17 protein-coding genes and 1 pseudogene are annotated in these 17,537 nt (G+C 58.1%); 11 read left to right on the forward strand and 7 right to left on the reverse strand.

Annotation, left to right across the window (positions count from 1 at the left end; all coding sequences use genetic code 11):
• Nucleotides 1-55: 55 nt before the first annotated feature.
• Nucleotides 56-1,327 (forward strand): hypothetical protein, encoded by a 1,272-nt coding sequence (locus tag SOR61_RS02055; RefSeq protein ID WP_320611034.1) that lies wholly within the window; start codon nucleotides 56-58, stop codon nucleotides 1,325-1,327.
• 106 nt (nucleotides 1,328-1,433) lie between these two features.
• On the opposite strand, the gene SOR61_RS02060 is transcribed toward SOR61_RS02055, so the two are convergent.
• The 7 genes from SOR61_RS02060 to SOR61_RS02090 all read right to left on the reverse strand — a co-directional run bounded on the left by SOR61_RS02060 (nucleotide 1,434) and on the right by SOR61_RS02090 (nucleotide 7,848).
• Nucleotides 1,434-2,144: an ABC transporter ATP-binding protein gene (locus SOR61_RS02060; RefSeq protein WP_320611035.1), complete on the reverse strand. Its 711-nt coding sequence runs from the start codon at nucleotides 2,142-2,144 to the stop codon at nucleotides 1,434-1,436.
• A 4-nt stretch (nucleotides 2,145-2,148) separates the two neighbouring features.
• On the reverse strand, nucleotides 2,149-2,979 hold the full coding sequence (locus SOR61_RS02065; protein ID WP_320611036.1) for an ABC transporter ATP-binding protein: 831 nt from the start codon (nucleotides 2,977-2,979) through the stop codon (nucleotides 2,149-2,151).
• Between the two features lies 1 nt (nucleotide 2,980).
• Complete coding sequence (locus SOR61_RS02070) at nucleotides 2,981-4,039, reverse strand: branched-chain amino acid ABC transporter permease (RefSeq protein WP_320611037.1); 1,059 nt, start codon at nucleotides 4,037-4,039, stop codon at nucleotides 2,981-2,983.
• A gap of 9 nt (nucleotides 4,040-4,048) precedes the next feature.
• Nucleotides 4,049-4,930 (reverse strand): branched-chain amino acid ABC transporter permease, encoded by an 882-nt coding sequence (locus SOR61_RS02075; protein WP_320611038.1) that lies wholly within the window; start codon nucleotides 4,928-4,930, stop codon nucleotides 4,049-4,051.
• A gap of 214 nt (nucleotides 4,931-5,144) precedes the next feature.
• Nucleotides 5,145-6,329 carry an ABC transporter substrate-binding protein gene (locus SOR61_RS02080; RefSeq protein WP_320611039.1) on the reverse strand — a complete coding sequence of 395 codons (1,185 nt, stop codon included), beginning with the start codon at nucleotides 6,327-6,329 and terminating at the stop codon, nucleotides 5,145-5,147.
• 426 nt (nucleotides 6,330-6,755) lie between these two features.
• Nucleotides 6,756-7,412 (reverse strand): ABC transporter ATP-binding protein, encoded by a 657-nt coding sequence (locus tag SOR61_RS02085; protein ID WP_407066493.1) that lies wholly within the window; start codon nucleotides 7,410-7,412, stop codon nucleotides 6,756-6,758.
• A gap of 157 nt (nucleotides 7,413-7,569) precedes the next feature.
• The gene (locus tag SOR61_RS02090) at nucleotides 7,570-7,848 is read right to left on the reverse strand and encodes a hypothetical protein (RefSeq protein ID WP_320611041.1); all 279 of its coding nucleotides are present in this window, start codon (nucleotides 7,846-7,848) and stop codon (nucleotides 7,570-7,572) included.
• A 781-nt stretch (nucleotides 7,849-8,629) separates the two neighbouring features.
• Here SOR61_RS02090 and SOR61_RS02095 point away from each other — a divergent pair.
• The 10 genes and pseudogenes from SOR61_RS02095 to SOR61_RS02140 all read left to right on the forward strand — a co-directional run.
• Complete coding sequence (locus SOR61_RS02095) at nucleotides 8,630-9,757, forward strand: S-layer homology domain-containing protein (protein ID WP_320611042.1); 1,128 nt, start codon at nucleotides 8,630-8,632, stop codon at nucleotides 9,755-9,757.
• A gap of 261 nt (nucleotides 9,758-10,018) precedes the next feature.
• Nucleotides 10,019-10,588, forward strand: coding sequence for a response regulator transcription factor (locus SOR61_RS02100; RefSeq protein WP_320611043.1), 570 nt, complete (start codon nucleotides 10,019-10,021; stop codon nucleotides 10,586-10,588).
• Nucleotides 10,581-11,546, forward strand: coding sequence for a HAMP domain-containing sensor histidine kinase (locus SOR61_RS02105; protein WP_320611044.1), 966 nt, complete (start codon nucleotides 10,581-10,583; stop codon nucleotides 11,544-11,546). The genes SOR61_RS02100 and SOR61_RS02105 overlap by 8 nt, the downstream gene beginning before the upstream one ends.
• The gene (locus SOR61_RS02110) at nucleotides 11,543-11,794 is read left to right on the forward strand and encodes an ATP-binding protein (RefSeq protein ID WP_320611045.1); all 252 of its coding nucleotides are present in this window, start codon (nucleotides 11,543-11,545) and stop codon (nucleotides 11,792-11,794) included. The genes SOR61_RS02105 and SOR61_RS02110 overlap by 4 nt, the downstream gene beginning before the upstream one ends.
• A gap of 149 nt (nucleotides 11,795-11,943) precedes the next feature.
• Nucleotides 11,944-13,785 carry an ATP-binding cassette domain-containing protein gene (locus SOR61_RS10205; protein WP_407066491.1) on the forward strand — a complete coding sequence of 614 codons (1,842 nt, stop codon included), beginning with the start codon at nucleotides 11,944-11,946 and terminating at the stop codon, nucleotides 13,783-13,785.
• The gene (locus SOR61_RS02125; RefSeq protein ID WP_320611047.1) at nucleotides 13,785-15,239 is read left to right on the forward strand and encodes a GldG family protein; all 1,455 of its coding nucleotides are present in this window, start codon (nucleotides 13,785-13,787) and stop codon (nucleotides 15,237-15,239) included. The genes SOR61_RS10205 and SOR61_RS02125 overlap by 1 nt, the downstream gene beginning before the upstream one ends.
• Nucleotides 15,226-15,738, forward strand: a pseudogene (locus tag SOR61_RS02130) (DUF4340 domain-containing protein); the annotation flags it as partial. The gene SOR61_RS02125 and the pseudogene SOR61_RS02130, both read left to right, overlap by 14 nt.
• Before the next feature lie 142 nt (nucleotides 15,739-15,880).
• Nucleotides 15,881-16,051 carry a hypothetical protein gene (locus SOR61_RS10210; protein WP_407066492.1) on the forward strand — a complete coding sequence of 57 codons (171 nt, stop codon included), beginning with the start codon at nucleotides 15,881-15,883 and terminating at the stop codon, nucleotides 16,049-16,051.
• Nucleotides 16,052-16,278: 227 nt separating this feature from the next.
• Nucleotides 16,279-16,593 carry a helix-turn-helix transcriptional regulator gene (locus SOR61_RS02135; RefSeq protein ID WP_320611049.1) on the forward strand — a complete coding sequence of 105 codons (315 nt, stop codon included), beginning with the start codon at nucleotides 16,279-16,281 and terminating at the stop codon, nucleotides 16,591-16,593.
• Nucleotides 16,590-17,537 (forward strand): right-handed parallel beta-helix repeat-containing protein (locus SOR61_RS02140; RefSeq protein WP_320611050.1); only part of this gene is annotated, 948 nt, incomplete at its 3' end. The genes SOR61_RS02135 and SOR61_RS02140, both read left to right, overlap by 4 nt.

Consider the following 17,537-nt stretch of genomic DNA (forward strand, 5'->3'; position numbering starts at 1 on the left):
TATGGTATCATAAAATAAGTATGACCCCAAAACCAAAGAGAAAGAGGAGAAAGCCATGAAACGAACGAAAGCAGGGATTGCGCTGCTGGCGCTGCTGCTGGGGTTGTCCGCCTGCGGGAAGCAGGGGGCAGAGACGCCAGAACCGCCCAAGGAGGACACCCAGGCCAGCGCATTGGAGCTCTACCAGAAGGCAGTGGAGAAGCTGCAGGAGGGACCGGTGGAGATCGAGCGGACCGGGACCATGGACAGCGAGGCGTTTCGCATTGAAGGCCTGACCTTCACCGAGGAGATGCAGGCAGAGGGGCTGGGGACCGCTCAGCTGCGGGCAAACGGGACCTACGAGCAGGAGAACGAGGACCGGGAGTATACCCTGACCTATCAGTTCCCCACCCTTTCCCTGCAGAAGAAGGCGTATGAGCAGCCCTGGATCCAGGACCGCCCCTACTATTTGGAGCTGGCCCTGCCCGGCGAAGCCGACCACGAGGGCACCGTGAGCCAGAAGGAGAACGGCACCACCGTGTGCACCTTCACCTACAGCCAGGAGGACGTGGGGGAGACCAATTGCGGGATCTTGAACAGCGCCCTTCCCATTGAGTACACCATCTACTGGGCCCGCAGAGAGGTGGCCCCGGAGGAAGAAGGGGTCCAAAAGGCAGAGGTGGTGGCTACCCTGGACAAGGAGGGGAACCTCCGGTCTGTTGAGATGACCTATGAGATCATGGGCGGCATCCAGGACGTGGCCCCCTTGACCGGGACCACCAGGCTGACCTTTGAAGAGGGAGAGCCGCAGGAGGGGAACGGCCCCTCGCAGTCTGGGCAGGAGAAGCCGGAGGCGCAGCCCAGCCTGTGGGAGGAGATGCCCGAGGAATTTGTCTTTTCCAGCGGTGCTGGCGGCTGGGCCACCATGCTCAACATTGCGGACGACGGGTCTTTTACCGGCAAGTACTTTGACGGGGACCTGGGAGACGTAGGGGACGCCTATCCCAACGGCACCACCCGGATCTGCACCTTTAAGGGAAAGTTCTCCCAGCCCAAGCGGGTAGAGGGCGGGGTCTATTCCACCCGCCTGGAATCCCTTGAGATGGATGGCACCCCGGGAGAGGAATATTATCAGGAAGGCGTCCGGTATATCCGGACAGAGCCCTTTGGGCTTGTGGGGGCGGACGAGTTTTTGATCTACAAGCCGGGCCTTCCCGTGACGGACCTGCCCGGCCCCTTCCGGGACTGGATGCGGGGCATTGCCCCGCTGGGGAACGAGAAGTACCTGCCCTACTACGGCCTGTATAACGTCAGCGGCGAGATGGGCTTTGGCGCCATCGAGGACTGAGGCCCCGGGCTGTCCGCTGCCTGGTTTGATCTGACAGAAAAACGGGGACCGCCCCGCTGCGACAGGATGTCGCAGCGGGGCGGTCCTTTGCAGGAAAAACAGCGGCTTAACCGCCCAGATAGGCTTTCTTGATCTCGGGGCTGGCCAGCAGCTCGGCCCCGGTGCCGGTGGTGACGATCTTTCCGGTCTCCAGCACGTAGCCACGGTTGGCCACGGACAGAGCGGCCTGAGCGTTCTGCTCCACCAGGAGGATGGTGGTGCCCGCCTTGTGGAGGTTCTCGATGATCTCAAAGATCTGCTCCACCAGGATGGGGGCCAGGCCCATGGAGGGCTCGTCCAGCATGAGCAGCTTGGGGTGGCTCATGAGCGCCCGGCCCATGGCCAGCATCTGCTGCTCACCGCCGGAGAGGGTACCGGCGGTCTGCTTGATCCGTTCCTTCAGACGGGGGAAGAGCTGGTAGACCTTGTCCAGGTCTGCGGAGAGGGTCCCGCCCTTCTGAGAGAAGGCACCCATTTCCAGGTTTTCCTGGACGGTCATCTGGAGAAAGACCCGGCGGCCTTCGGGGACCAGCGCCAGGCCCCGGCCGGTCATTTTGTGGCAGGGGACGTTGGACACGTTCTGGCCCAGGAATTCAATGGAGCCGGTCTTGCTGCGCAGCAGGCCGGACACGGTGTTCAGGGTGGTGGACTTACCTGCGCCGTTGGCGCCGATGAGGGTGACCACCTCGCCCTCCTCCACTTGGAAGGAGATGCCCTTGATGGCGTGGATGCTGCCGTAGTAGACGTTGATATCTTCTACTTTCAGAATGGTTCCCATGGGTTCAGGCCTCCTTCTTCTTGCCCAGATAGGCCTCGATCACGGCGGGGTTGGCCTGGACATCCTGGGGGGTGCCCTTGGCGATGACCTTGCCGAAGTTCAGCACGCACAGACCTTCGCAGATGTTCATGACCAGGTTCATATCGTGCTCGATGAGCAGGATGGCGATATGGAACACGTCCCGGATCTTACGGATGTTTTCCATGAGCTCCGCGGTTTCCGAGGGGTTCATGCCTGCGGCCGGTTCGTCCAGCAGCAGCAGAGAGGGGTTGGTGGCCAGGGCCCGGACGATCTCCAGGCGGCGCTGGGCGCCGTAGGGCAGGGAGCCTGCCTTCATGTTGGCCATGCCTTCCATGTTGAAGATGGAGAGGAGCTCCAGAGCACGCTCATGGGCGACCTTCTCCTGCTTCCAGTACTTGGGGGTGCGGAAGATGCCGTGCCACATGCTGTAGGTCATTTCGTTTTCCATGGCGGTTTTCACGTTGTCTTCCACGGACATGGCGTTAAAGAGCCGGATGTTCTGGAAGGTACGGGCGATACCCGCCTTGTTCACCTGCATGGTGTTCATGCCGTGGGTGTCCTTGCCGTCCAGCAGAATGGTGCCGGTGGTGGGCTGATAGACCTTGGTGAGCAGGTTAAAGACGGTGGTCTTGCCTGCGCCGTTGGGGCCGATGAGCCCGGCGATCTCGGTGCGGCCGATGGTCAGGTTAAAGTTGTCTACGGCCTTGAGGCCGCCGAACTGGATGCCCAGGTTGATGCACTCCAGAATGGGGCTTTTGTCGATATCCCGCTCCGGGATGAGGCTGTTGGAGGGGATGGAAACCAGCTTTGCCATGTCAGGCCACCTCCTTTTCTTTCTGCTTGCGGCCCGGCTTCAGGCGGGCCAGGAAGGACTTGAAGGTATCGTTGTTGGTGGCCAGCATCACCAGGATGAGAACGATGGCGTACACCAGCATCCGGTAGTCGGAGAACTCACGCAGGGCTTCCGGCAGGATGGTCAGGGCGGTGGCGGCGATGATGGAGCCCAGGAAGTTGCCCAGGCCGCCCAGCACCACGAAGACCAGGATCAGGATGGAGGTGTTGAAGTCAAACTTGTTGGCCACCAGGGTGGTGTAGTTCATGGCGAAGAGGGTACCGGCGGCGCCAGCCAGGGAGGCGGAGACGGTGAAGGCCATGAGCTTGTACTTGGTGACGTTGATGCCGATGCTTTCGGCGGCGATCCGGTTGTCACGGACAGCCATGATGGCGCGGCCGGCCCGGCTGTTCACCAGATGGAAGACCACAACCAGGGAGACCAGCACCAGCACCACACCGATGGTAAAGGTGGAGATCTTGGGGATGCCGGACAGGCCCATGGGGCCACCGATGACCAGCTTTCCGGTTTCGTCCAGGTTGGTGGTGTCCTGCAGCAGGCTAATGTGCAGGCCGCTGCCGTCCAGACCCACGTAGAGGTTATTGAAGATGCCCTTGATGATCTCGCCGAAGGCCAGGGTCACGATGGCCAGATAGTCGCCTTTCAGCCGCATAACGGGGATACCGATGAGGAAGCCCAGAAGGGCGGCGAAGAGGGCGCCCACGATCATGCCCACGATGAGCAGAATGGGGGTGGAGGTCACGTGCTTGCTCAGGGCGACGGCGGCGGTGACGCCGGTGAAGGCACCAATGCTCATGAAGCCGGCGTGGCCCAGAGAGAGTTCACCCAGAACGCCCACGGTGAGGTTCAGGGAGATGGCCATGACCACGTAAGCGCAGATGGGAACCAGCATACCCTTCAGGGTAGAGGAGATGGACCCTGCGCCGATGAGGATCTGCATGATCACAAAGGCGATGATGACCAGGGCGTAGGTGATGTAGTTGTTGCGGGTGGTTTTGTTCCAACGAATCCGATTCTTCATGGCGGCACCTCACACTTTCTCTCGGATCTGCTTCCCCAGCAGACCGGCAGGACGGATGGTGAGCACCAGGATCAGTACGGCGAAGACGATGGCGTCGGAGAGCTGGGTGGAGATATAGGCTTTGGCGAAGATCTCGATGATACCCAGCAGGATGCCGCCCAGCATGGCGCCGGGGATGGAGCCGATGCCGCCGAAGACGGCGGCGGTAAAGGCCTTGATACCGGGCATGGCGCCGGTGGTGGGCACCAGGGTGGGATAGGCGGAGCACAGGAGCACGCCGGCGATGGCAGCCAGACCGGAACCGATGGCGAAGGTCAGGGAGATGGTGCCGTTGACGTTGATGCCCATGAGCTGGGCAGCGCCCTTATCCTCGGAGCAGGCGCGCATGGCCTTGCCCATTTTGGTCTTGCTGGTGAACCAGACCAGGACCACCATGATGACCACGCAGGCCAGGATGGTGACCAGGGTGATGTAGGGGATGGTGAGCTGACCGCCAAAGAGGGCGATGCTGCCGCTGGGGACCACAGGGGGGAAGACCTTGGGGTTGGAGGACCACAGGAGCAGCGCAGCGTTCTGAAGGAAGTAGCTCACGCCGATGGCGGTGATAAGCACAGCCAGCATGGGGGCAGCCCGGAGGGGCTTATAGGCCAGCCGCTCGATGACGATACCCAGGATGGTACAGACCACCACGGCCAGAAGCACGCCCACCACAGGGGGGAGCTCAAATTTGAAGGAAGCATAGAAGCAGATGTACGCGCCCACCATGATGACGTCGCCGTGGGCGAAGTTCAGCATTTTGGCGATGCCGTAGACCATGGTGTAGCCCAGGGCGATGATAGCGTAAATGCTTCCCAAGCTAATTCCGCTGATCAGAAAACTCAGAAAGGTCATATTGGATACCTCGTATTTCTCTTTTTCTCTTCGGGATGAGTGGGATGGGGGGCAAAAGGCAAAGGTCCAGTGCGTATCGGAAAGCGGTCAGGGGACCGGCCTCTTTCCGATACGCGCTGAGAAAGGCGGAACATGGCCGGAGCGGCTTAGGTGAGTAAGCCGCTCCAGCCGAAGAATTCCAATGTTGTTTGCCTGTCGAGAGAGACAGTGCGGATCAGTCCAGACCCACGTAAGCGCCGTTCTCGATGACCATGCCCTTGGGGTCCTTGGAGACTGCGCCGGTGGCGTCCCAGGTCATCTCAGTGCCGGTGAGACCGTCGAACTTCAGGGTGGGGAAGGTCTTCATCATCAGGTCGCACAGGGTAGCGGCGTCCATGTCGGGGGTAGCCTTGGCTGCGGTGAGGGCTTCATAGTAAGCGTACACGCAGTCATAAGCGTCAGCGGCGAACTGGTTGGGCACTTCGTTGAACTTTTCCTTGTAGGTCTTCACGAAGGCCTGGGCCTTTTCGTCGGAGGAGTCAGCGTTGAAGGGGGTCAGCAGCATAACGCCCTCAGCCAGAGCGGGGTCGAAGCCCTTCTGGGTCAGGATACCGTCCATGCCGTCCACGCCGAACCACTTGGGAGCGTAGCCCATGTTCTTGGCCTGGGACAGGATGAGGGAAGCGGGCTGATAGTACATGGGCAGGAAGACCAGGTCAGCGCCCTTGCTCTGTGCGTCGTTCAGCTGAACGGAGAAGTCGGTGGCGTTGCCGTCAGCGAAGGTGGTGTCGCTGACGATCTCCAGGCCCAGCTCTTTGGCCTTGGCCAGGAAGGTCTCGTGGATGCCCTTGGAGTAAACGTCGTCGTTCTTCCAGATGACAGCGATCTTGGTGCCCAGCTTCTTCTCAGAGATGTACTGTGCGGAAGCAGCGCCCTGGTTGGGGTCCTTGAAGCACATCTGGAAGACGTTGTCCTTGCCCTCGATGGTAGCCACGGAGGAAGCGGAGGGGGTCAGAGCGAAGATGCGGTCCTCAAAGTTCAGAGCGGAGGTGGCCTCAGCAGGCTTGGAGGTCACGGAGCCCAGAGAGAGCTGCATACCCCAGTCCTTCAGGACGTTGTAAGCGTTGACAGCCTTCTCAGCGTCGTGCACGTCGTCTTCGTAGCGCAGCTCGAACTGGATGTCGCCGCCCTTGGCGTTGATCTCGTCCACAGCGATCTGAGCGCCGTTCTTTGCGGCCTGGCCGTAGATAGCGGCCTCGCCGGTCAGGGGGCCGGTGCCGCCCAGCTTAAAGGCAGCGCCCTGTGCGGTGCTGGTGGTGTTGCCAGAGTCGCCGGCGGAATCGCCGCCGCCGCTGCCGCAGGCTGCCAGGCCGAGAACCATCAGGCCGGCCAGGGCCAGGGAAAGCAGTTTCTTCTTCATGTTGCAATGTCTCCTTTTCATTCTCATTTTTATACAAGAAAGCGCTTGTGAGGAAGAACCGGACAGGCGCTTTAGTGTACACAACAAAATGTCAACTTTTTGCAAAAATATACTAATTCTGTATCTTTCGTAAAAAGATTTTGCATGTTTCGTATTATACAATGGTTAGTTCCAATCTTCAAGGGGTCCAAAGACATTTTCTGCCTTCCTCCCTTTTGCCTGATTCCCTGAAAAAAAGACCAATTTTTTTTGGTGGTTCTGTGTGAGGAGGTTGTCAACCTATCAATTTTTTTCCCCTTTTTCGTCCTTTTATCAAGGGGAGAAGTGTAGAAAAAAGGGCGGAGGAACAAAAAAGCAGCGGTGCGCTTTCCATGAGAAGCGCACCGCTGCGTGCCGGCTATCCGGCGGCGAAAGGATGCTGAGGGGTTAAAGAGGATCGGTGGTCACGTCGCTGATGACCTTACCATCGGAGATGGTGATTTTCCGCCGGCAGTAGGAGGCCACCTGGGCGTCATGGGTGACCACAATCACGGTGGTGCCGGTCTGGTTCATGCCCATCAGGGTCTCCATGATGGCGTGGCCGGTGGCGGAGTCCAGGGCGCCGGTGGGTTCGTCCGCCAGGAGGATCTCCGGGGACTTGACCATGGCCCGGGCGATGGCCACCCGCTGCTTCTGGCCGCCGGAGAGCTGATTGACCTTTTTGTTTTTCTGCTCTGCGATGCCCACCCGCTTCAAGGCGGCCAGGGCGGCTTTCTTCATCTCGCCCAAGGGGGTCTTGTCGAAGTACATGGGCAGCATCACGTTGTGCAGCACCGACTTGTGGGGCAGCAGGGCGAAGTCCTGCATCACGAAGCCCACTCGCTGGTTGCGGATATTGGAGAGCTGTTTGTCCCGCAGACCGCTGATGTCCGTGTCGCCCAGAAAATAGCGCCCGCTGGTGGGGACGTCCAGGCAGCCGATCATATTCATCAGGGTGGTTTTGCCCGCGCCGGATTTGCCCATAATGGCGACGGTCTCCCCGGGCTGGATGGTCAGGCTCACGTCGTTGAGGGCGTAGCACTTGATATCCCCGGTCTCATAAATTTTCGTTAAATGTTCTAATTAAATCATTTTCTACCCCCATACAGTTCAATGGTGGTTTGCTTTCTCAGGATGCCAAAGGGGATCAAAACGGAGAGGAAAGAGGCCAGCAGCACGAACAGCGTGATGTAAAGGTAGCTGTCATATGGAGCGATCGGGATCATGCTTTTACGGCGTTGGAACCGGCGATGGTGCGGCCAGTGCCCCCGGCGTCCTTTGCGTAGTAATAGGCGTTGAAGTAATAGTACTTCCCAGGTGTGCCTTTATAGGAAACCGAGGCGCTCAGAACACTTCGGTTTCTCACCGTCAGGCTGGAATACTGGGACTGGTAGATGGTGTGCACGGGGCGGTAGCTTCCGTTGGCCTGCCGCTCGCTGACCACGATCTTGCTGACGCCGATCTCCTGCATGGTATCCGGTATGTAATTGGACTTGCTCATTTCTTTGAACCTCCTCTATGCTGGTTATGTCGTGTCGACTCTGTTTGTCCACAGGTAGGGGAAAAATTTCTTCACTTTTTTGAAATTCTTTTCGAAAATATTCCTTGGCTCTCTGGATTCGCATGGAAAGAGCGGATTTCTTAATGCCCAACTCTTTACATAGTTCGTCATAAGTGGCGCGCTCCAGGTAGAAGCGCTTGAGCAGTTTGAACTCTTCTTTTGAGATCAAGTCTTCCAGCTCCAGGTCCGCGCCGGGGGGCGGCTGGACCGGGGAAAAAGACAGACTGTCCTGCGCTTGGAGCAGGCGTTTGTTCCACTGGAAGTCCTGGCGCAACATGTTTTTTACCACATTTTGCAGGGTAAGGGTGAGCCAGCCGCCGGGATTAGGAGAGGATAACAAGGCATCCTGCTTTTCCCAGGCGATAGAGAAGGCTTCCTGGGCGGCTTCTTCTGCGCGTCCCCAGTCATGGTTTCCTCCATAGAGGAAGAGGAGCTTTTCTGCGAGGATGCGCAGTCGGTCAAAGTGTTCTCTAAAGAGAGATTCGAAGGTATGGGGGGAGATTGGGGGAGAATAAGAGCCCATACGATTCCTCCTTTCCGTCCTCAGAATATCATAAATGGGATATGCTTTCAAAACAATTATCTTAAGGAGGAAGATTTGCACAAAAACTTGCAAAACGAGAGAAAAAGTTCTGGCTATTTGGTGTAAAATCCGGTATAATAAAAAAATGCAGACTGGCGGGACAGACCCCGCCGGCCCCCAGGAGAAGGAGGTAAGACCATGAAAAAACGATGGACAGCACTATGCCTTTCCCTGCTGCTCTGCCTTGGGCTGCTGCCCGGCTGGGCTCAGGCAGCAGAGGGACACTTTGCCGACGTGAAAGACACCGACTGGCACTATTTGTACGTAGAGAAATCCAGAGACCTGTCGTTGGTCCAGGGCAGCGGCGGCCGCTTCTACCCCAACGACAATCTGACCCAGGCCGAGATCGTGACCATCGCCGTGCGGGTCACCTTCTGGATCCGCGGCTGGGACCCCCCGGCCCCGGGCAGCGGACGGGACTGGTTTGCGCCCTATGAAGAACACGCCCTTCGGTTGGGGATTCTGGAGGATCCCCTCACCACTGAGGAGGAAAGCTGGAGCGTGAGCCGGGAATTATGTATGCAGTACCTGTACCGGGCAGTGCCCGCGTCCTTCCTGCCGGAGAAGAATGTGGTGCCTGACGGGTCCATCCCCGACGTGCCCATGTACGAATCCTTTGCCCCGGCGGTGTACGCCTTCTACCGGGCCGGGGTGCTGGAGGGCAACGACGACAAGGGTTCCTTCCTGCCCTGGAACCTGATCCTGCGCAGCGAGATCGCTGCCACCCTGGTGCGCCTCATGGTGCCCGAGGCCCGGGCCACCACCTCCCTGGGAGGCGAGGTGAAGCTCAGTCCCCTGGACGAGATCCGGGGAGAGGCCTGGTTCGACGGGGACCTGTGCAGCGTGGCCTTTTTGGGCTGCGGGGACAGCATCGCCGAGTTTATCAACCAGATCCCTGTGGACGCGCCTGTGTGCGAGACCATGCCCTTCCTCTTCTCTCTGCCGGAGTGCCAGTACCTGACCCAGCCGGGCAGCGAGATCTACTGCGTGATCCCCACCTGGCCGGAGGCCCAGGTCCGTGTCCGCAACTACAGCATGATAGGCGACGACTGGGGCCCCAGAGAGGTTCTGTACAGCAGCGAGAGAGGGCATCCCCTCCTGCTCATGGGGAACGTCAGCGACATCATCCCCAACCTGTGGGTGGAGGTGACCGACCCCACTACCGGCCTGAGCGTGGAGTTCAGCCCCTGCCTGTCCTTGAAGGACGGCGGCCTGGAGCAGTACGACGGTGTGCGTGACATCAGCTACCTGTTCCAAGTGAACTAAACCCAACGACATACGGTTGTGAAAAACGCCCGCCCCGGCAGGAAAGCCGGGGCGGGCGGTTTTTCTGCGCGCTTTTTCAGGTTGCTTTCAGGTTGGGGGGCTATATAATATAATGTATACATACCGGCAGGAAGAGAAACGGGGGGAAGGACATGAAGATCTTGGTGGTAGAGGACGAGGTCCTGCTGGCGGATTCCCTGGGGGGAACTGCTGCGGGGCAAGGGCTTTGCGGTGGATGTGGCCTACGACGGGGAGGCCGGGATGCAGTATGCAGAGCTGGGGATCTACGATCTGCTGATCCTGGATGTGATGATGCCCAAGCTGGACGGGTATCAGCTGGCGGAGCGGGTGCGGGCCAAGCGTCTGGGGACCCCCATTCTGATGCTCACTGCCCGGTCCCAGCTGGAGGACCGGATCACCGGGCTGAACGCCGGGGCGGACTACTATCTCACCAAACCCTTTGACACCCGGGAACTGCTGGCCTGCGTCCATGCGCTTCTCCGCCGCCAGGGCAGCCAGGTGGACGAGCTGACCCTGGGGAACACGGTGCTGGACCTGGACTGCGCCTGCCTGGTGCGGGAGGAGAAGCGGGTGCGGCTGTCGGCCAAGGAGTTTAAGATCCTGCGGCTGCTGTTCCAGGCAGGGGAGCGGAACCTCTCCAAGGAAGGGATCCTCACCCTGGTGTGGGGCTACGACTCCGACGCGGTGGAGAACCACGTGGAGGTGTACATCGGTTTCCTGCGAAAGAAGCTCAGCAGCATCGGCTCCAATGTGCGCATTGAGACCATCCGGCGCCTGGGCTACCACTTGGAGGTGCGGGAGGATGATTAAGAAACTGCGGATCAAATTCGTGCTCATCAACATGAGCATTGTGGTGCTGATGCTGTGCGTCATTCTTGGGCTGGTCTATTCCTTCACCCGGATGGACCTGGAGCAGGAGAGCATTCGGATGATGGAGCGGGTGGCTGTGGCCAGCCGACCCGCCCAGCCGGGTACACCCGGAGAGCAGGCGGAGGGGGTGCAGCTCCCCTTTTTCGTGCTCCAGGTGGGGCCCCACGGGGAACTCATGGGCACCGGGGGCGGGTACTATGACCTGTCCGATGACGCCATGCTCCAGGGGCTGATCCGAGAGGCCAGTTCCTCCCCCAAGCGTCTGGGGGTGATCGAGGAGTATAACCTGCGGTACTGCCGGGTGGAGACCCCTATGAAGGACTATCTGGTGTTTTCGGATATGTCCAGCGAGCAGGCCACCCTGAATGGCCTCATGCGCACCTGCCTTATTATCGGCGGTTTGAGTTTTGTGGTGCTTCTCTGGGGGAGCATCCTGCTGTCCAAGTGGGCGGTGCGCCCGGTGGAGCGGGCCTGGCAGCAGCAGCGGCAGTTTGTGGCCTCAGCCTCCCACGAGCTCAAGACTCCTCTGACGGTCATCATGACCAACGCGGAGCTCATGCAGGACCCAGGGTATGCCCCGGAGAAAGGGCAGGTCTTTTTGGAGAGTATCCTGACCATGTCCCGGCAGATGAAGGGGCTCATCGAGCAGATGCTGGAGCTGGCCCGGGCGAACAGTGGTCAGGCGGTCCCGGAGCGGGTCCGTCTGGACTTGGGGAACCTGGTGTCCGAGGCCATGCTCCCCTTTGAACCGGTGTTTTTTGAGACCGGGCTGTCGCTGGAGGGAGAGACCGAGGAAGAAGTCTTTGTGAACGGGGAGGAGGAATCCCTGCGCCAGGTGGTGGAGATCCTTCTGGACAACCCCGGAAGTATGGGAACCCAGGGGGGCGCACCTGGGTGAAGGTGAGCCGGAGAGGGCGGACCCACGCCTTGCTCACAGTATCCAACGAGGGTCCGGCCATTCCTCCGGAGGAGCTGCCTCAGCTCTTCAAGCGGTTCTACCGGGGGGACGGAGCCCGCAGCCGGACAGGCAGTTTTGGCCTGGGCCTGTCCATTGCCCAGGGGATCGTCAAGCGCCACCGAGGGAGAATCTGGGCGGAGAGCCGGGAGGGGATCAACCGGTTCTGCGTGGAGCTGCCCTTGGGATGAGAGGAGTCCGGGGGGACGTTCTGGAGGGAACGTCCCCCCGGACTCCTTTTTTCTGGACGGTTTCAGGATGGTTTCAGGGACGGGTGCTATGATAACCCCGGACACAGGTTCTGCCGGAAAGGGCGGAACCGGCAGCAAGGAGGTCAACCATGATATCTGTGGAACACGTAACCAAGCGGTATGGTGACGTGGTGGCGGTGGATGACCTCTCCTTTGAGATCGGGGAGGGGCACATCTACGGGTTTCTCGGGCCCAACGGGGCGGGGAAATCCACCACCATGAACATCATGACCGGGTGCCTTTCGGCTACGGAGGGTAAGGTCACCATCGACGGCTATGACATCTTTCAGCAGCCCAACGAGGCCAAGAAACGGATCGGCTACCTGCCCGAGCAGCCGCCGCTGTACCTGAATGAAACGCCCCGGGAATACCTGCGGTTTGTAGGGCAGGCCAAGGGCCTGAAGGGGGCGGAGCTGAAAGGTCAGATCGATGATGTGATCGCCCAGACCAGACTGGGAAACGTGAGCCACCGCTGTATTGGGACCCTGTCCAAGGGGTACCGGCAGCGGGTGGGGATCGCCCAGGCGCTGTTGGGCCGGCCCAGGGTGATCATCCTGGACGAACCCACGGTAGGACTGGACCCCTTACAGATCATCGAGATTCGGGAGCTCATTCACACCCTTGGGCGGGACCACACGGTTTTGCTCAGCTCCCATATCTTGAGCGAAGTGCAGGCGATGTGTGAGCAGATCCTGATCATCGCCAAGGGAAAACTGGTTGCCTTCGACCGTCCGGAGCAATTAGAGCGCCGCTTGCTCTCGCCCAACGAGATCCATCTGGTGGCAGAGGGAGAGATGCAGCGGGTCCGGGCCATTCTGGACCGGGTGGGCCATATTACGCAGTGCCAGCTCCAGGCGGATGCACCATGCCGGACTTCCGTCCAGCTGAAAACCGATCGGGACGACCTGTATGAGGTATCTCGCGCCCTCTTCTTTGCCTTTGGCGAGGAGGGCACCCCCCCTGTTGGAGATCCATCTGAAAAAGGCGAATCTGGAGGATATCTTCCTCCAGCTGACCGAAGAGGACCCGACAGAACCTGCGTCGCAAGGAAAGGAGGGGGAGGCTCCGTGATCGCCGTATTTCGTCACGAATTGCGCAGCTATTTCCATTCCCTCACCGCCTATGTCTTTGGGGCCTTTCTTCTGGCGCTGGTGGGGCTGGGAGCCATGCTGTACAACATCCAGGCTGCAGTAAGTAATTTTGAATACGTCCTGGCCTTCAGCAGTCTGGTGTTTGTTGTCATCGTGCCCATCCTCACCATGCGCACCATCGCGGAGGAACGGAAGCAGAAAACCGACCAGCTGCTTTACTCCCTGCCCCTTTCCACGGTGCAGGTTGTGGTGGGTAAGTATCTGGCGCTGCTGCTTCTCTTTGCCCTCCCCATGGCGGTCATTGCAGTCTATCCTCTTCTCTTTTCCCGGTTTGGTCAGGTTTACCTGCCCACCTCCTACGGGTCAATTCTGGCCTTCTTTCTCTTAGGAGCCGCCCTGATTGCGGTGGGGGTTTTTATCTCCTCCCTCACCGACAATCAGGGGCTGGCCGCCGGCATTGGGGTGGCAGTGATCCTGTTTAACTATTACAGCGTGAGCCTTTCGGAGTACGTTTCCTCTTCGGCCATCGGCACCACCATTGCCTTTCTGATCGGGATCGTACTGCTGGCGGCGGTGATCCGGTTTCTCACCGGCAGCCGGTTTTTGGCCCTGGGGATCGGGGCGCTGCTGGCCGTGATCACGCTGCTGATCTGCTATAGAAACTATGATGCCTTCCAGGGGCTGCTGCCCAGCCTTATGTCGACCCTGTCCCTGTTTGACCGGTTCAACGGGTTTGTGAACGGGGTCTTTGACGGCACCACCATCGTCTACTACCTGACGGTGGCCGGAGGCGCACTGTTCCTGACGGTCCAGTCTCTGGAGAAACGGAGGTATCACTGATGAAAATTCCAGCGCTGAACAATCCTTTCCATCAGAAGCGACCCACCAGCCTGGCCTTTCGCGGGGGAACCTACTCCCTGGCGGTGACGGCGGTGGTCCTGGCGCTGCTGGTGGTGGTGAACATCCTGGCCGGGGCCCTGCCGGAAACGGTGACCAAGCGGGATATCAGTGCAGCCAAGCTGTATTCGGTCACCAGCAGCACCAAAGCGGTGGTGAACAATGTAACGTCGGACGTGACCATTTACTGGGTGGTCCAGGCGGGGCAGGAAGACGACATCATTGAGCATCTTCTGAACCAGTATGACAGCCTGTCCGACCATATCAAGGTGGAGAAGAAGAACCCGGACGCCTCTCCCACCTTTACCCAGCAGTACACAGACCAGACGGTGGAGAACAACAGCCTCATTGTGGTCAGCGGCCAGCGGAGCCGTTATATTCCTTACAGTGAGATCTATCTCTACCAGCCGGATATGACGTCCTATTCTTATAGTACCTCCTTTGACGGGGATGGGGCCGTCACCTCTGCCATTGACTATGTGGTCAGCGAAGATCAGCCCCAGCTGTATGTGCTGGAGGGGCACGGGGAAGCCGAGCTGCCCGAGAAATTCAGCAAGGAGCTGGAGAAAGCGAACATTGAGACCCAGACCCTGTCCCTGCTCACCGCCAACGGTGTGCCGGAGGAGGCAGACTGTGTCATGATCTACGGCCCTTCCAGCGACCTGTCCGGCAAGGAGAAGGAGATGCTGGATGCCTATGTGGAGAAGGGCGGAAAGCTCATGGTCATGGCCGGCCCGGTGGAGGATGGGTCTCTGGACACCCTCTACAGCATTCTGGGCGACTACGGCGTGACGGCCGCAGAGGGCATCGTGGCCGAAGGGGATCGGGAGCACTATGCCTTCCAGATGCCGCTGGCGCTCATGCCTGATATGACCAGCCACGCCATCACAGACGCTCTGCTGGAGGAGCGGTATACCCCCATCCTGCCCCTGGCCCAGGGACTCACCGTGGGACAGACCCCGGAGGGGGCCACAGTGACCTCGCTGCTCACCACGTCGGAGAGTGCGTACAGCAAGACGACGGGCTACGCTCTGGAGACGTATGATAAGGAGTCTGGGGACATAGACGGTCCCTTTACGGTGGGACTCACCGTGACCAGAGACAACGGAGGCGAGATTGTGTGGATCTCCTCCTCTGCCTTCCTGGAAGAGGTGTATAATACCTACTCTTCCGGCGCCAATGTGAACCTGGCTATGAACGGGGTCTCCTACCTGATGGGGGAAGAGGAAACCCTTGCCATCCGCAGCAAGTCCATGGACTATCATTATCTGACCATCAGCGACGCCACAGCATCCCTGCTGAAAGTCACCATGATCGGGGTTCTGCCCCTGGTGTACCTGGGTGTAGGCATTGGGGTCGTGGTGAAGAGGAGGAAGATGCAGCATGACACGATCTAAGAAACTGACGGTGCTGCTGGTGGTGTTCGCGGTGGTGTGCCTGGTGACCTTTTTCGTCAGCCGCCACCAGGCGGAGAAAGAGGCCATTGCCAGCACCGACACCGTGATCCTCTCGGTGGACCCGGCGGCGGTGGACAGTCTGTCCTGGACCTGCGGGGAGTCGGACTTTTCCTTCCACAAGGAGGATGGAACCTGGACCTATGACGCAGACCCGGACTTTCCGGTGAGTCAGGAGGCAATCGAGAATCAGCTTCAGGTGTTTCAGTCGTTTGCCGCGGCTTTTACCATAGAGCAGCCGGAGGATCTGGGCCAGTACGGCCTGGATGAGCCGGAATGCACCATTACCCTTACGGCTGGGGGTCAGACCTACACGGTGACGGCGGGGGATTACAGCGCCATGGATTCCCAGCGGTACGTCTCCCTGGGGGACGGCAACGTGTACCTGGTCCAGCGGGACCCTGTGACTACCTTTGATGTGGGCCTGGCGGACCTGATCGCCCACGACCGGGTGCCCGCCCTGGAAGAGGTAAACAGGGCTGGCCTTCACTGGGGCGTCGGAATACACGGTGGCCTGCCAGCCGGAGGGGGCGGAAAGCTGCCGGGAGGAAGACGTCTACTTTACGAAGCAGGGCGAGAACTGGATGCCCCTGGATACGGAACGGGTGAAGTCCTATCTTGGCGCGTTGGAGTCTGTTACGCTCACGGACTATGTGACCTACGCTGCCACAGAGGAAGAGGTGGCAGCCTGTGGTCTGACCAACCCTGACCTCACAGTGGAGGTGACTTACGTCCCTGTATTGTTGCCAAAATAGCACATCTCAAAAGTGTTGAAAAACAAAGACTTTTTGTATTATACGCCTCATATTCGATATACGCAAGTGACCGATTAGGACAAGCCTCTATTCGGTTGCTTGCGTATGTTTAGTATGGGGCTATTTTTTACGGATTTCTATTGTGTTCACTCTTTAGCAAGGCGAAGTCACCACCTGTTAACAGATTTTTGGTATCATTATGATTGGTGCATACGGAGGTGATGCACATGATAGCTAAGTTAGCACAAAGGTTAAAACAACTGCGCCTTGAAAAAGACTTGCGACAGGATCAGCTTGCAAAACTCGTTCATGTTGAGAAGTCAAGTATCTCCATGTATGAGAATGATGTTCGCCAACCGTCCTATGAGGTACTTATCAGGTATGCCGAAGTATTCAATGTGAGCGTTGATTATCTTTTAGGCAGAACAAATGATAGGTCATTGGATTTATCAGGGCTGACAGCAGCAGAAATAGCCATTATAAGCGAACTGGTTGATAGTATGACCGCAAAAAACAGAATCATGGAGGAACTTAAACGATGAAAAGAATACTGAGCATGACAATAGCCCTTGCCCTTGCGTTATCTTTAGCAACAACTGCGTTTGCAACGGAGGGCGGCGAACAGCCGCAGGAGGAAACCCCTGTTGTGGTATCCACCTTAGAAGATTTGCAAGCCGCCGTTGCCGCCGCAGAGGATGGGGACACTATTGCCGTTTCTGCGGAAATTACACTTGATGGCGTTGCTCTGGAAACCGACAAGGATATTACCATTACAAGGGCTGATACATATGAGTCTGGTGCTTTTTTGCGCCTTCAACATGGCGCAAAAATTTCTGGTTTCAGCTTTAAGGATAATTCTGCTTCTACAATCATTCTTGATTCATCATGGGAAGCAGCCGTAGAAATAAGGAATTGTCATTTTAAAGGTGATTCCATGAATACACAATCTTTTATTTTTGCCTGTGGAGGGATTAATTACCCCAACCAATTCTTGATTGATAATTGCTATTTTGAAGGAGCCTCATATAGTGCAATAAGCAGTAGGAGCAGACTTTCTCTGACCGTCAAGAACTGTGCATTTGAGAATAACTTATCTTACAATCAAGGCGGCGCAATTCGTAGCAGCGGTACACTTATACTTGATAATTGTACTTTTACAGGCAATGGCGCAATTTCAGGTGGCGGCGTATATTGCGATGGCGATCTGACAATTACCAGTTGCCAGTTTAGCGAAAATCAAATCCAAAATGAAAAGTTTGGTACTGATATTCTGTCGTTTGGGACACTGAGCATTACCGATGATCCACAGGACGGCGCAGGATACTATGAAGAGTCCACAGGCGTAAAGATAGAATTGCCGCTTGCTGATTATACCAACACTGCAAAGCTGATTTACTTGACAGATGAACAGGCAGCGGAGTATTTTGCGCCTGAAGAGCCTGATGATCCCGATAATACAGAGGATAATGAGCAGAACGGCGGCGAA

It is taken from the genome of Evtepia sp., from assembly GCF_034090835.1.
Taxonomy (GTDB): domain Bacteria; phylum Bacillota; class Clostridia; order Oscillospirales; family Oscillospiraceae; genus Evtepia.

Bases quoted from the DNA above. Each gene is read 5' to 3' on its own strand.
- SOR61_RS02080 (WP_320611039.1), bottom strand. From the start codon at position 6,329: ATGAAGAAGAAACTGCTTTCCCTGGCCCTGGCCGGCCTGATGGTTCTC.
- SOR61_RS02065 (WP_320611036.1), bottom strand. From the start codon at position 2,979: ATGGCAAAGCTGGTTTCCATCCCCTCCAACAGCCTCATCCCGGAGCGG.
- SOR61_RS02125 (WP_320611047.1), top strand. From the start codon at position 13,785: ATGAAAATTCCAGCGCTGAACAATCCTTTCCATCAGAAGCGACCCACC.
- SOR61_RS02075 (WP_320611038.1), bottom strand. From the start codon at position 4,930: ATGACCTTTCTGAGTTTTCTGATCAGCGGAATTAGCTTGGGAAGCATT.
- SOR61_RS10205 (WP_407066491.1), top strand. From the start codon at position 11,944: ATGATATCTGTGGAACACGTAACCAAGCGGTATGGTGACGTGGTGGCG.
- SOR61_RS02105 (WP_320611044.1), top strand. From the start codon at position 10,581: ATGATTAAGAAACTGCGGATCAAATTCGTGCTCATCAACATGAGCATT.
- SOR61_RS10210 (WP_407066492.1), top strand. From the start codon at position 15,881: ATGCCCCTGGATACGGAACGGGTGAAGTCCTATCTTGGCGCGTTGGAG.
- SOR61_RS02095 (WP_320611042.1), top strand. From the start codon at position 8,630: ATGAAAAAACGATGGACAGCACTATGCCTTTCCCTGCTGCTCTGCCTT.
- SOR61_RS02060 (WP_320611035.1), bottom strand. From the start codon at position 2,144: ATGGGAACCATTCTGAAAGTAGAAGATATCAACGTCTACTACGGCAGC.
- SOR61_RS02135 (WP_320611049.1), top strand. From the start codon at position 16,279: ATGATAGCTAAGTTAGCACAAAGGTTAAAACAACTGCGCCTTGAAAAA.
- SOR61_RS02090 (WP_320611041.1), bottom strand. From the start codon at position 7,848: ATGAGCAAGTCCAATTACATACCGGATACCATGCAGGAGATCGGCGTC.
- SOR61_RS02100 (WP_320611043.1), top strand. From the start codon at position 10,019: ATGCAGTATGCAGAGCTGGGGATCTACGATCTGCTGATCCTGGATGTG.
- SOR61_RS02070 (WP_320611037.1), bottom strand. From the start codon at position 4,039: ATGAAGAATCGGATTCGTTGGAACAAAACCACCCGCAACAACTACATC.
- SOR61_RS02055 (WP_320611034.1), top strand. From the start codon at position 56: ATGAAACGAACGAAAGCAGGGATTGCGCTGCTGGCGCTGCTGCTGGGG.